Source organism: Streptomyces composti, from assembly GCF_012034205.1.
Taxonomy (GTDB): domain Bacteria; phylum Actinomycetota; class Actinomycetes; order Streptomycetales; family Streptomycetaceae; genus Streptomyces; species Streptomyces composti.
On the sequence record NZ_JAATEM010000024.1, the window covers coordinates 35532 to 48968 of the forward strand.

Below are 13437 nucleotides of genomic sequence, written 5' to 3' on the forward strand. Positions count from 1 at the left end.
GCCGGCCCTGACCGTGCGCATCATCCGGCACCCGTGGTCGTGACGCTCGGCATGCCGCCCGAGGGCGCGGGGGAGGGGGAGGCCGGATCCGCAGGCGAGGGCGACGGCACGGCGGCCTGCGCGCCGCCGGGTGCACCGGACGCGGGCCCACCGGGCCCGGCCGGGTGGGCCAACGCGTCGGCCACCCGGGCCAGGAGGGCAGGCCCCGGCACCCGGCCCAGCGCACGGCCGCCGGGACGGGGCGCTGCCCGCCCGGCGCCGGCCTCCTCCCGCACCGCCGCCGTGATCACCGCCGCCCAGGCGGCGGCCTCGGCCCGCTCCGGCTCGCCCGTGGCGTCGAGCACCTCCCGGCGGGTCCGCTCGTACAGACCGGGGTCGAAGTAGACGTCCAGGTGGCTCAGCGCGTTGTGGATGCTGGTCTGCCGCCACACCAGACGGGTGACGGGGGAGGCGAACCGGGGCCGGGGCAGCCGCAGCCGGCGCCGGACCAGCATCTCCTCCAGGACCTTCTGCAGCGGCGCCAGACGGGCATACGCCCGCCTCGCCTGCCGGGCCTCCGCCAGCGCGGGGGCGAGCAGCGGGACCAGCACCCCGACCACCGTCAGCAGGGCACCGAGGCCGGCGGCCGCCGGGGACACCGTGGTGCCGAGCGCCGACCAGTCCCGCCCGGTCCAGACGGCGGTCACCGCGGTGAGCTTGCAGACGCTGTACCCGGCCCCGCACAGCGAGCCCGACCCGAGCAGGGTCAGTCCGAGGCGCAGCCCGCCCCGCACCCGGCCCGCCCAGCGCAGGGAGCACACCGAGGTGACGCTCGCCGCGACCAGATGGGCCACCAGGTACAGCACGATCATCTGGGCGAGGAACGGCGTGGTCGCGTAGTAGGTGTCCAGGTCCGTACGGCGCTCCTGAGGCGCGTCGCCGAGGGCGAACAGCACCGCGATGCCGAGGATCACACCGGAGTAGGCGGTGATCCAGCGCCGCGCGGTGCGGTGCACCCGGGGACCGCCGCGCCAGTACACCACCAGCACCTGGGACGCCGCCGCGTACGCGGTGATCGCCGCGTAGGTCAGCGGCGCGGCGAGGTTCGGCGTGCCGCTGAGCCGGTTGATCACGCCGACCGTGGGCGGCGCGCCGAGGAAGAAGCACAGGCCCGCCAGGCCCAGCACCCCGCAGATGGCCCGCAGATACGGGTCACGGCGGTGCCGCAGCAGGTCCGGGGCCTTCACCAGCAGGCCGAGCCACAGGGCCGAGCAGCTGAGGTAGTTGATCAGGCCGCTCATCTCTTGGTCCCGCGGTAGTTGAGCGCCGCGCCGATGCGTCCGGCGAGGTCCTGCGGGTCGTCGCCGTCACCGGTCCGTGCCGCGGGATCCGGTACGGCGGAGGCGTCCAGCCAGGTGCGCAGCCGACGGCCCATCAGCATGCCGAACCGGTCGGCCTCCTGCTCCTCGGCCAGGCTGAAGTCGGTGCGGGCGGCCACCGGTCGCTCCGCCTGGCCGGCACGCGGCTCGGCGGAGCGGCGGTTCATGTGCCACACCTCGTGGCACAGGATCACGATCTGGTGCCAGACGGCCGCCCGTTCGTCCACCACCACGTCGTCGTGGTGCTCCCGCTCCAGCCACAGCCCGCTCGCGGTGTGCGGCGGGAACTTGGCCCGGTGGACGACGACTTCACGGCCCCGCCAGGCGCTGACGGACTTCACCAGCTCCTCGAACAGCACCTCGGGATCGGCCGGGACCCGCACCTGGATGGGGTCGATGAGGGCGTCAGCGAGACGACGCATCTCCTTCCTGGTACGCACCGCTGTCTCCCTGTTCCGCTGGGCGCCGCTCGGTCACCCGTGCAATATGCCAACTCCGGTCCCGATCCTGCCACCGCCCCCGGTGCCCGGCCTCACTCGGTGACCACCGCGGGCTGTGCGGGCTCCTTCACCGCGCCGGCCGCGGCCCGCACCGCCCGGATGTCGTCCGGGCGGCGCAACTCCCGTGACACGGCGCCGATCTCCAGCAGCAGTTCGGTGGTGTCCCGGCTGTCCTCCCCGTCGCCGCCGTCCGCCCGCGGGCGCCGGTCCACGGCGTCCAGGATCGCCACCGCCGCCGCGAGCGCCTTGGCCCGCTCCGGGGCGAACCCCAGGCCGAGCGCGGCCTCGTGGCACCGCCGGTGCAGGGACTCGTCGATGTGCCGGGCCAGCGGCAGCAGCACGTCCCGGATGAAGGTCTCGCGCCGGGTCAGCCGCAGTTCGGGGCTGGAGCGCCAGGTGAACGGCACCCCGCTGCCGTTCACCTGCTTCATCAGCAGGTACAGGGGCCGCAGCTGGTGGTGGACCAGCCGGATCCACCAGCGTTCGTGCAGATACTGGCCGGCGTGCGGCAGGATGAAGCCGACCGCGATCGAGACCGCCGACGCGCAGGCCAGCGCGGGCGCCACGTCCAGGCTGAGCCAGTCCAGGTCGTGCCCGGTCCAGCGGGCCGTGACCGCGGTGAGCTTGGCCGCGTCGAAGCCCAGGTTGAGCGCGTAGCCGGCGCCCAGGAACTTCAGCCCGCCGCGCAGCCAGGCGTCCAGGCCGTCGGTGCGGATCCAGTTCCAGATCAGCTTCGAGGTGATGAGCGCCGCGGTGGTGTGGGCGAGGAGGTACAGCAGGATCTCCTCGCGCATGAACGGGGTGTTGGCGTAGTAGGTGTCGAGGTCCCGGGTGCGTTCCACCGGGACGTCCGCGAGGGCGAACAGCACCCACAGGGCGACGATGACACCGCCGTAGGACCACAGCACCCAGCGCGTGGTGCGGCGGGTCGAGGCGGAGTGGTCGGACAGCCCGTTGCGCCAGGCGATGATCAGCACCAGGCAGCAGGCGCAGAACGCGGTGAGCAGCGAGTACACCCAGGGCGCCGCGATGTTCGGCACGCCGGTGACACGGTTGACCCAGACGATGGTCGAGGGCGCGACGAAGACGAACACGGCGCAGGCGAGCAGCAGAAGACCGCCGACCGCGCGCAGCAGCGGGTCGTTCCACAGCCGGATGATGGTGGGCAGTTTGATGGCCAGGGCGGCCGCCAGGACGCCGGCCGGGATCCACCAGAACGACGTGTAGAACTCGCTGAGGAACGACGCCGGGCCCAAGGCCGCGTCCGCGAACTCCATCGCGCCCTCGCTCTCATGTCCCGTTGTCCACAGGGACGTTCGAGACTACGCGCATGGACGTGCGCGCGTCAGGCGCGTCCGTCTTCTTGTCCGAACCATTGACCTGCTGCTCCGTCCTCCTTACGGTCCTGTCGTTCGAAGTCACGTGCACTGTACGGAATACCGAACGTCATGGGTGCGGAGCGCCGCCCGGCCCGCCCTGTCCGACCGACCTTTCGAAAGGCGCAGATGCGTACCGCCCGCCTCACCCTCCACCCCGCCTTCACCGTCGGGCGGGTCAGCCCCCGGCTCTTCGGCTCCTTCGTGGAACACCTCGGCCGCTGCGTCTACACCGGCATCTACGAGCCGGGCCACCCCACCGCCGACGAGGCCGGGCTGCGCCGGGACGTGCTCGCCCTGGTGCGCGAACTCGGTGTCACCGCCATCCGCTACCCCGGCGGCAACTTCGTCTCCGGCTACCGCTGGGAGGACTCGGTCGGCCCCGTGGAGGACCGCCCCCGGCGGCTGGACCTCGCCTGGCACTCCACCGAGACCAACCGCTTCGGACTGGCCGAGTACATGTGCTTCATGCGCGAACTGGGCCCGGGGGCCGAGCCCATGATGGCGCTGAACCTCGGCACCCGCGGCGTGGCCGAGGCCCTGCAGCTGCAGGAGTACGCCAACCATCCCGGCGGCACCGCGCTGTCCGCCCTCCGGGTCTCCCACGGCGACAAGGACCCCTACGGCATCCGGCTGTGGTGTCTGGGCAACGAGATGGACGGCCCCTGGCAGACCGGGCACAAGACCGCCGCCGAGTACGCGCGTCTCGCCGCCGAGACCGCCCGCGCGATGCGGCAGCTCGACCCCGGCGTGGAACTGGTCGCCTGCGGGTCCTCGGGCCGGTCGATGCCCACGTTCGCCGAGTGGGAGGCGACGGTCCTGGCGGAGACCTACGAGCTGGTCGACTTCATCTCCCTGCACGCCTACTACGAGCCGCAGGACGGCGACATCGACTCCTTCCTCGCCTCGGCGTCCGACATGGAGTCCTTCATCGAGGGCGTCGTGGCCACCTGCGACCACATCGGCGCGCGGCTGAAGTCCAGGAAGCGGATCAACCTCTCCTTCGACGAGTGGAACGTCTGGTACATGTCCCGCTGGCAGCAGCAGGCGGCCACCTCGGCACCTCAGGACTGGCCCGATGCCCCGCCGCTCCTCGAGGACACCTACAGCGTCACCGACGCCGTCGTGGTCGGGTCGCTGCTGATCGCCCTGCTGCGGCACGCGGACCGCGTCACCATCGCCTGCCTGGCGCAGCTGGTCAACGTCATCGCCCCGATCAGGACCGAGCCCGGCGGTCCCGCCTGGCGGCAGACCACCTTCTTCCCGTTCGCGCAGGCCTCCCGCCACGGCCGCGGCGAGGTCCTCGACGTGCGCGTGGACTCACCCGTCCACGACACCGCCCGCTACGGCGAGACGGACCTGCTGTACGCCACGGCGGTGCGCGCGGACGACGGAACGGTCACCGTCTTCGCCGTCAACCGCAGCCGCACCGAGCCGCTGCCCCTCCAGGCGGCGCTGGACGGCCTCGGGCTGACCACCGTCGTCGAGCACAGCGCCCTCGCCGACGCCGACCCCGATGCGTGCAACACCCGCGACGACCCCGAGCGGGTCGTCCCGCACCAGGTCCATGGCACCTCTGTCGCGGACGGCCGGCTCACCGCCGAACTGGAGCCGCTGTCCTGGAACATGATCCGGCTCGCCTGAACCGGGGTGCGCCCGGTCAGCCGGCGGAGCCGGGCGCACCGGGAGACTCCACGGCCGTCACCGGGACGCCTCCCCTCGCCGTGCCGAGCAGCGTCAGCCGGACCTCGCCCGGGCCCGCCGGTGTGGTCCCGTCCGCCAGGACCGCCAGCGCCAGGGTGTTGGAGCCCCGGGTGCGCAGGATGCCGTTGGGCAGGACGAAGGTGTGCTGGGGCCCCACGTCGTTGATGTACTGGCCGAGGTTCCAGCCGTTGAGGAAGACCTGCACCCGGTAGGCGCGCTCCGGGTCGTCGTTCAGAACCAGGCCCACCGAGGTGTCCACATCCTTCGGCACCGACAGCCGGAACCGCGTCCGGTACCAGGTCACCCCCTGCCGCCGCTCCTCCTGCTCCCGCTCCCGCGGCAGCTTCACCGACTTCCAGTCGCCGTCGCCGTACCCGGGCAGATGCCAGCCCCGGCGCTCCCCGTACAGACCGCCGTTGTTCAGCGGCCCGCGCACCCGGTCGGGCTTCGCGGCGCCCTGGATGCGCCAGCTCACCGACGGGGCGGCGCCCTTGAACTCGACGGACATCAGCCCGCGGGCCGCCCCCGAGGCGCCCTCGGCCGCCTCCTCGCCCGCCCGCTGCATCGGGCGGACCAGCACCGACAGCACATGGGTGCCCGGCGTGCGCAGCCGTCCCGGCACCTCGAAGCGGGCGGTGGCCGTCCGGTGGCCGCGGCCGTCCGGCCCGGCGTCCGGCCCGGCGTCCGGCCCGGGCATGCGGTGGGTGCCCAGCGGCTCCCCGTCCAGCCAGGCCATCAGCAGCCCCTGCGCCCCGCCGGCGTAGGACAGGGCCACCGACTCCACCGTGCCCGCGTCCTCGAAGCGGCCCCGGTACCAGACGTCCCCGTAGTGGAAGCCGTAGTCGTCGGCGAAGAGCACCGGGCCGCCCTCGGGCACAGGCGTACCGGTCCGGCTGGAGGTGCGGTCGGCGGCGGGCCAGTCGGAGTCGTCGAAGTCCGGCCGGGCCTCCGGGTTCTCGGTGCGCCGCCGCCAGCGGTCCAGCACGGGCAGGGCGACCTCGGGCGCGGCCGGCATCAGCCCCTCCAGGACCAGGCTGCCGGTGCGGCCGGGCCGGGTGCGCAGCGGCTGCCCGTTCCAGGTGACGGCGCTGACCCCGCGCGGCGCCCACACCTCCAGACCCGTCTCGCCCACCACGTCACCGGTCAGGTGCAGGGTCGAGCCGCGCACGGTGGCCTCGCGCAGCAGGGCGGGGCCGTAGACCAGCAGGGAGCCGGACGGGGTCTCGCGGGGCCACAGCCGCAGGGCGGTCGCGTCGTCGGCGAACACCAGCAGCATGGGCGTGTCGGAGTCGCCGCCCTCCACCAGGACCCGGGACGGTCCGCCCACGCCCAGCGGCACCACCACGGTGAGCCGGCCCCGGTGGAAGGACCAGGCGGGCTCCGGGTCCATGCGGGTGGTGGTCGGCATGGTCTCGCAGTCCAGGGCGAGCTGGGCCGTCTCGCCCTTGCGGCCGGCGAACACCGCGATGTCCTGACGGCCGACGGACAGGCTCATCATGGGCTGCGCGGTGGTGTAGGCGACCTTGCGGTGCCCCATCCTCACACCGGAGGCGAGCAGCTTGGTGTCGCCGGCCGCCACGGTGACCGGCACCTCGATGCCGGTGTCCGGCAGCTCCGCGGTGACCTGCTCGGCGGAGTCGTTGCGCACCACGTAGAACCGGGCGCCGGTGTCGGGGTTGCTCAGCCGGCGCACCGTCAGCCGCTCGTCCGTCGCCGTCACTCGCCGCGCCGGTCCCAGCCGGGCCAGGTCGGGGACGGTGCGCAGCAGATGCCCGAGCTGGTGCCCGGCGGCGGCCCCGGGCGTGAGGCGGCGGGCCTCGTCGAGCGGGGCGCCGTAGTCGTAGGAGGTGCAGACGCCGGGTCCGGGCAGCCAGCCCCAGGAGGTGCCTCCGAAGCCCATCCGGAGGGTGTGCACGCCGACCCCGTCGGCGAGCTGGTCGAGCGCGGTGCGGCGCACGTCCCGCGCGTCCCGCTTCGCGGACACCTGGCCGCCCCAGGCGTCCGGCCGCCCGGTCCGGACCGCCTCCGGCACCCACAGCCGCTCCAGCCCGCCGCCCCGCCGGAGCAGCGGCACATCGATCCGGTCACCGAGCACCTTGCGCGCCAGATGCTCGCGGACCGCCTCGTCGGCGGCGTCCTCCACCTCGTACAGCAGCACCGTGCCGCCGCCCGCGGTGTACAGATGGCGTACGGCGATGGCGTCCACGGCGCTCAGCCACGCGTCGGCGTGCCGCAGATACGCCGGGTCGGCGGCCCGCGCCCGGCCCGCCTCCACCGAGAGCCAGCCCGGAAGGCCGCCCCCGTCCAGGTCGGCGGTCTCCAGGCGGGGGCCGGGGCGCAGCACCACGTAGAGACGTTCCTCGGCCGCCGTGCGCAGGAACAGGTCCAGATCGCGCACACCGGTGAAGTCGTGGACGCCGGGCGCGGGGGAGTGGTGGTTCCAGGCGACCGGCACGGTGATCGCGTTGTGCCCCAGCGCGCGCAGCTTCTGCAGCACGTCCCGCCACAACGACGGGCTGGGCAGGCGGAAGTAGTGCACCTCGGCCGACCACAGCACCAGGCGGCGTCCGTCGACCAGCAGCGAGTACCGGTCGTGCCCGACCCGGTGCCGCCTGCCGTCCGCGCCCGGCGCGGCGGGCGGCGGGCCCGTGGGCACGACACGCGCCGTGCGGGGGCCGGTCGCCGCCCCGCCGCTGCCGGCCAGCGCGAGACCGAGCGCCGCCGTCCCGGCCAGAGCGGTGAAAGTTCGCCTGCTGAGCTCCAAGGGAGCGCCTCCTGCTGCGGTGCCACACGGGGTGCTGGTGGGTCATTGTCCCCGAACGGGCCGGCCGCCGTTCACAACGGGGCAACCGAAACGCCCGTTTCACCCTGGGATGCCGAGTGCGAAGTGAATGGCCGGAGTTGGCTCTGTCCGCCCCTCCCGGCCCTTCATACGATGCCACCGCTCCCGGCCTTCACAGTGTCTTCATGCCTCCTTCACGAAGTCCGGGAGCGTCTGCGTGACTTCACCCCCCACCTACTGGATGGAGACCCCATGGCAACCGGCCTGCTCCTGACGGCTGCGGCGGCGTCCGCGCTGCTCACCGCCGCGCTGCCCGCGCACAACCCGTCCTCCGGCTTCGTCGACCCGCCGCCGGACAAGATCGTCATCAAGGTCGCCACGGTGAACGGCTCCGGCTGCCCCCAGGGCACCACCGCGGTCGCCGTCTCCGAGGACAACACGGCGTTCACGGTCACCTACAGCGACTACCTCGCCCAGGCCGGCGGGGACTCGCCGCCGACCGCCTTCCGCAAGAACTGCCAGCTCAGCCTGATCGTCCACGTCCCGCAGGGGTTCACCTACGCCGTCGCCAGCGCCGACTACCGAGGCTTCGCCTCCCTCCAGAAGGGAGCGACCGGCACCCAGAGAGCCTCGTACTACTTCCAGGGCTCACCGAACACCGAGTACCGCAGCCACCCCTTCTCCGGCCCTCTCGAGAACAACTGGCAGGCCACCGACGAGACCGACTGGGCCCAGCTGGTGTGGGCCCCCTGCGGCGTCCAGCGCAACTTCAACATCAACACGGAGCTGAGAGTCAACGCGGGCACGGCCCGCGACAAGGTCAGCTTCATGACGATGGACTCCACCGACGGAGACATCAGCACCATCTACCACCTCGCCTGGAAGGAGTGCCCCGGCAAGAAGAAGTGACCCGGCCCCCCGCCCCCTGACGGGCGGCCCGCCGCCGGCACCCGGCGGGCCGCCCCCGCCCCTCCCTCTCCTGTGCCTCTCCTTGCCGGAACCCGGCAACCGCAGGAGCCCGGTGCTGCCGTGCGCCGGGCTGACGCGAGGGGCTGCCGTTCCCGTAGCGTCTCTCTCGCCGAACGGCAGTGCGACGGTGGGAGGTACGGCGTGCAAAGAACGGTCCGGGCGTGGGCCGCGGCGATACCCGTCGGCCTCGGCGTCGGCCTGCTGCTGTTCTGCGCCTGGCTGTTCGGCACCGTGCCGGACCATCAGGCCGAGGAGCGCGCGTACCGGGCCGCGCGGCCGGTCTCCGTGCCGGCCAGGGTGGAGGCGAAGGTCGACGAGACCCGGGGCAAGAGCACCCGGCACTGGCTGCACGTCACCGAGCGCGGCGACGAGCGGCGGCTGCGGATGAGTGACGTCGGCGACGACATCTACGGGCGGGTGCGGCCCGGCGACCGGGTGACCGTCGAGTACTGGCGCGGCGAGATCCGCGCGGTGACCTTCGAGGGCGTCACCCAGCAGACGCACGAATCCCCCATCGGCGACTGGCGGATGCCCCTCGGCATCGGGCTGGGCCTGGTGCCCGTGGGCGTGCTGCTGCTGTGGTCCGGCTGGTACTACCGCTACCGCTACCCGACCGCCCCCAGGGGACGGCACACGCTGATGCCCGGCGCGGTGTGGACGGCGGGCTTCGTGGAGGGCACCGTCGCCTTCTTCTCGAGCGCGGCCGGTGACGGGGTCCGCGACGTGCTGCTGGTCGCCGCCTGCGGCATACCGCTCTCCGCCGGGATCGGTGCGCTGACCTACTGGCGGGTGTGGCGGCGGGTCCGCGGGGCCGACGACACGAAGGACATCGTCCCTGTCGTCCCGGCCTCCCGCGTCATGGTGAGCGCGTCGGTCCACGGCGACGTGCCCTACCGCCGCTACGGCTGCGACCTGCTGGTCCTGGGCGACGGCCCGCCCGCCACCACCCCGGACCCGACCGGCCGGGTCGCCCGCGCCGAACTGCCGGCCACCCTCAGGGTGGAGCGGGTACGAGGCTGGCGCCTCGGCGAGGACCCCGATGCCTGGCCCGGCACCTACAAGTTGAACGGCGTGGTCATCGAGTGCCGCGACGGTGAGCAGCAGGTCCTCATCGCCTGCCGGAGGCGCGACGCGCCCGTGATCCTCGGCGCGCTGCTCGACCGGGCAGCCGACGGTGAAGCGGCGCACACGTGATCCCCGTGCGCTCACGCGACGCACCGATCAGGGACCAGATCAAGGCCCGTGCGCCGCAGGCCAGGATCTGCCTCGTGGGCTGCCCGCCGCTGCTGTCCGGGAACGGCCAGTGCATTCCCGGCGGCATCGGAACCGAGGAGGCACCGTGGCTGAACGACGAGCTCGCTCCGAAGCTCAGCCAGGAGATGCGGGCCGCCGCAACGTCGGCCGGCGCCACCTCACATACCCGTCCTGGCCCTCGCCGCCCACGTCCTTCTCGGGACGGCGCTGGCCGGGGTCGAGGCGGGACGTCGCAGCTGAGGCCGGGGCGTTGTCCCCCCTGGGGGGATGTCAGCCGGACCGGCGGGCCGCGGCCGGGCCACCTGGGCTGCCGAGCGGGATGCGTCCTCAGCCCGCCTGCTGGCCCATGCCCGCGTCGGGCCGCTGCTGGGCGCCCGGCCAGCCGCCGGCCGGGGCCGGGGTGAGACCGTTGGTGCCGCGGACCTGGGCGGCGGTCAGGCCGCCGCGGGCCGGGACGCCGGGCGGGGTGAGGCCCGTCGGGGGCGCGGTCTGGGCAGGGGTGGGCAGCGGGGCCGGAGCGGGGAACTGGGCCGCGGCGGGGACGGGTTCCGGGACCGGCTGGGGTGCCGGTTGCGGCGCGGGCTGGGGCACCGGCTGCGGGACGGCCGGCTGGGGGGTGCCTTGCTGGGGGTACGGCTGGGGCGTGCCCTGAGAACCCTGCATGCCCTGTGCGCCCTGAGAGCTCTGCGGGCCCTGGGCGGCGGAGGAGGCCGCGCGGCCGGAGCCCATGGAGGCTGCCGCCGGCATCGGCATCCCGTCGCTCGCGCCCGCGGGGGCGGCGGACGCGGCGGCGGGGAGCGGCATGCCGGTGCCGGCGGCCGGGGCGGCGGCGAGTCCCTGGGCGCCGGCACCGGCGGTCTGGGAGGTGAGCGCCCGCATGCCTCCCCCGTTGGTCTCGCTCACCAGGCGGTCCACCGCCGCCGTGCCCGAGCTGTAGCCGGTCCCCGTGGACGGCTCGGGCACGGCGGCTCCCCTCCTGGACGTCCCGTAGAGCACCTGCTCCAGGCCGGACACCAGGCGACGCACGTCCACCTGGGGGCGCACCACGAGCCGCAGGAAGCGGCTGGAGGAACCGATCTTGTTGCCGCACTCGCGGACCAGGATGCGGTGCTCGGTGAGCAGCCGGTCCCGGACCACGGTGCCCTCGGCGCCGACCGGGAGGCGCACGAAGAGGAAGTTGCCCTGCGAGGGGTAGACCGTGAGGCCCGGCAGGGCGGAGAGCTGGCCGGACATGTCCATCCGGTCCCGGCGCACCTGGTGGAGGCTCTGCTGGTACTCCGCCTGGTGCTCCTTCAGCATGAACACCACGTGCTCGGCGAAGGAGTTGAGGTTCCACTTGGGCAGCATGGAGCGCACCCGGCCGGCCAGCGCGGGGTTGGCGACCAGGTAGCCGAAGCGGATGCCGTGCAGGCCGAAGTTCTTGCCGAGGCTGCGCAGCACGATGACGTTGGGCCGCAGCATCGCCTCCTGGACCACGCTGGGTTCCGCCTCCGCGTCGGCGAACTCCAGGAAGCTCTCGTCGATCACCACCAGGTCCAGGTCGGCCATGGCGTCCATGAACTGCACGATGGCGTGCTTGTGCAGGAAGCCGCCGTCGGGGTTGTTCGGGTTGCAGATGACGGCGACCCGGGTGCCGCGCGCCCGGATGAACTCGGCGTACTGGGCGAGGTCCAGGGCGAAGCCGCTGGACTCCTGCAGCGGGAACATGTCGACCCGCTTGCCGGTCTCCATCGGCTGGTCGGTCCAGCGGCCGAAGGTGGGCACCGGCACGGCGAGCGACTCGCGGACCAGCAGATGGTCGATCCAGGTGATCAGCTCCGTGGAGCCGTTGCCCATGGCCACGCACTGCGGCGGCAGCAGCAGCAGACTGCACAGTTCGGCGGTGATGGTGTCGGCGCTGCTCGGGTAGAAGGTGATGATCTCCCGCAGCCGGGCCGCCATCTCCTCGAACATGGCCGGGGTGGGGAAGTACGGGTTGCAGGGGATGCAGAAGTCCACCGGGCCGGCCCCGTCGCTCTCCCGTGTCAGCGCCGCCATCGACGGGCTGTGCGCCGCGGTGGTGCGGAACAGCGAGGTGACGTTGTCGGCCAAGGGAACCTCCGTGTGCGGCGGACCCGGCGGGGAGGAAACGGGCCCGTCATGCCGGGTGGCCCGCGCGGGGGAGCACGGGCCACCCTGGAGTACGGAGCCGGCCGGGGGGCCGTTCAACGCATGTGACGGAAATGTGACGGCCCGCCGCTCCCGGGGAACCGGCGAGCAGGAGCGCGGGGCTCAGGAGCCGAAGGAGTGGACCGTCGTCGTGCGGTAGGTCTCGCCGGGACGCAGCACGGTGGACGGGAACGACGGCTGGTTGGGCGAGTCGGGGAAGTGCTGTGTCTCCAGGCACAGCCCGTCGCCCTGCCGGTAGACGGTCCCGCCAGTGCCCACCAGGGTGCCGTCGAGGAAGTTGCCGGAGTAGAACTGCAGCCCCGGCTCGTTGGTGCTGATCCGCAGGGTGCGGCCGGAGGACGGGTCGCGCAGGGTGGCCGCGGGCTCGGGGCGGCGGGTGATGCCCTTGTCCAGCACCCAGTTGTGGTCGAAGCCCTGCCCGTAGAGCACCTGCTGGTGCGCGGTGCGGATGTCCCGGCCGACCGGCTTGGCCCGGCGGAAGTCGAAGGGGGTGCCCGCGACCCTCGCCAGCTCGCCGGTCGGGATGAGGCCCTTGTCGACGGGCGTGAACCGGGAGGCCTCGATGGACAGTTCGTGGTCGTAGACGGTGCCGCTGCTCTCGCCGGCCAGGTTCCAGTAGACGTGGCTGGTGAGGTTGACGACGGTGGGCTTGTCGGTGGTGGCCCGGTAGTCGATGCGCCAGTCGCCGTGGCGGGTGAGGGTGTACGTCACCTTCACCTTCAGCGTGCCCGGGTAGCCCATCTCGCCGTCCGCGCTGGTGTAGTACAGCCGCAGTCCGACGTCCGGCCCCTCGGTGAACGGCTCGACGTCCCACACCCGCTTGTCGAAGCCCTGGGCACCGCCGTGCAGGCTGTTCTCCCCGTCGTTGACGGAGAGCTGGTACGCGGTGCCGTCCAGGGTGAAGCGGCCCTTGCCGATGCGGTTGCCGTAGCGGCCGATCAGCGCGCCGAAGTAGGGGCTGGAGGCGACGTAGTCGTCGAGGTTGTCGAAGCCGAGGGAGACATTGGCGTAGCGGCCGCGCCGGTCGGGCACCTCGAGGGACTGCACGATGCCGCCGTAGGACAGGACCTTCATCCGGGTCCCGCCGTTCTGCAGCGACCAGCGGTACACCTTCGTACCGTCGGCGAGCTTGCCGAAGAGTTCCTTCACGGGCTTCCTGCCTCCCGAGGCGTGTGCGGTGCCGCCCGCTGCGGCGGCGGTGAGTCCGGCGGCGGCCGCGCCGGCGATGAGGGTGCGTCTGTTCAGTTCCATGCAGCAGCTCCTAACGGGGGGAGCGGGGCGCGGTCCCGGGGGCGGGGAGAGCGCGGGGCCGGTCAGGACGGCCC

9 protein-coding genes are annotated in these 13437 nt (G+C 73.2%); 3 read left to right on the forward strand and 6 right to left on the reverse strand.

The window, feature by feature from the left end; genetic code table 11:
• Positions 1-20 precede the first annotated feature (20 nt).
• From HCJ93_RS20045 to HCJ93_RS20055, 3 genes are all read right to left on the reverse strand, one after another.
• Positions 21-1280, reverse strand: a complete 1260-nt coding sequence (locus tag HCJ93_RS20045; protein ID WP_240967720.1) for an MAB_1171c family putative transporter — start codon at positions 1278-1280, stop codon at positions 21-23.
• Positions 1277-1780 carry a toxin gene (locus HCJ93_RS20050; RefSeq protein ID WP_206317684.1) on the reverse strand — a complete coding sequence of 168 codons (504 nt, stop codon included), beginning with the start codon at positions 1778-1780 and terminating at the stop codon, positions 1277-1279. The genes HCJ93_RS20045 and HCJ93_RS20050 overlap by 4 nt, the downstream gene beginning before the upstream one ends.
• Positions 1781-1890: 110 nt before the next feature.
• Positions 1891-3135 (reverse strand): MAB_1171c family putative transporter, encoded by a 1245-nt coding sequence (locus tag HCJ93_RS20055; RefSeq protein WP_167997128.1) that lies wholly within the window; start codon positions 3133-3135, stop codon positions 1891-1893.
• A gap of 228 nt (positions 3136-3363) precedes the next feature.
• Here HCJ93_RS20055 and arfA point away from each other — a divergent pair, with 228 nt between their 5' ends.
• Entirely contained in the window at positions 3364-4878 is a 1515-nt protein-coding gene (gene arfA, locus HCJ93_RS20060) for an arabinosylfuranosidase ArfA (RefSeq protein WP_167997129.1), read from the forward strand.
• Between the two features lie 16 nt (positions 4879-4894).
• Here the strand turns inward: arfA and HCJ93_RS20065 are convergent, their stop codons facing one another.
• Positions 4895-7702: a glycoside hydrolase family 35 protein gene (locus tag HCJ93_RS20065; RefSeq protein ID WP_167997130.1), complete on the reverse strand. Its 2808-nt coding sequence runs from the start codon at positions 7700-7702 to the stop codon at positions 4895-4897.
• A gap of 270 nt (positions 7703-7972) precedes the next feature.
• Between HCJ93_RS20065 and HCJ93_RS20070 the strand changes: the two genes are divergently transcribed.
• Positions 7973-8629 (forward strand): DUF4360 domain-containing protein, encoded by a 657-nt coding sequence (locus HCJ93_RS20070; RefSeq protein WP_167997131.1) that lies wholly within the window; start codon positions 7973-7975, stop codon positions 8627-8629.
• 201 nt (positions 8630-8830) lie between these two features.
• Positions 8831-9883, forward strand: a complete 1053-nt coding sequence (locus HCJ93_RS20075) for a hypothetical protein (protein ID WP_167997132.1) — start codon at positions 8831-8833, stop codon at positions 9881-9883.
• A 387-nt stretch (positions 9884-10270) separates the two neighbouring features.
• Here the strand turns inward: HCJ93_RS20075 and HCJ93_RS20080 are convergent, their stop codons facing one another.
• Complete coding sequence (locus HCJ93_RS20080) at positions 10271-12034, reverse strand: pyridoxal phosphate-dependent aminotransferase (protein WP_167997133.1); 1764 nt, start codon at positions 12032-12034, stop codon at positions 10271-10273.
• Between the two features lie 180 nt (positions 12035-12214).
• Positions 12215-13363 (reverse strand): aldose epimerase family protein, encoded by a 1149-nt coding sequence (locus HCJ93_RS20085; RefSeq protein WP_167997134.1) that lies wholly within the window; start codon positions 13361-13363, stop codon positions 12215-12217.
• Positions 13364-13437: the final 74 nt, after the last annotated feature.

Excerpts from the sequence above, each read along its gene's own strand:
- HCJ93_RS20045 (WP_240967720.1), bottom strand. The coding sequence starts at position 1,280 with ATGAGCGGCCTGATCAACTACCTCAGCTGCTCGGCCCTGTGGCTCGGC.
- HCJ93_RS20050 (WP_206317684.1), bottom strand. The coding sequence starts at position 1,780 with ATGCGTCGTCTCGCTGACGCCCTCATCGACCCCATCCAGGTGCGGGTC.
- HCJ93_RS20055 (WP_167997128.1), bottom strand. The coding sequence starts at position 3,135 with ATGGAGTTCGCGGACGCGGCCTTGGGCCCGGCGTCGTTCCTCAGCGAG.
- HCJ93_RS20070 (WP_167997131.1), top strand. The coding sequence starts at position 7,973 with ATGGCAACCGGCCTGCTCCTGACGGCTGCGGCGGCGTCCGCGCTGCTC.
- HCJ93_RS20085 (WP_167997134.1), bottom strand. The coding sequence starts at position 13,363 with ATGGAACTGAACAGACGCACCCTCATCGCCGGCGCGGCCGCCGCCGGA.
- arfA (WP_167997129.1), top strand. The coding sequence starts at position 3,364 with ATGCGTACCGCCCGCCTCACCCTCCACCCCGCCTTCACCGTCGGGCGG.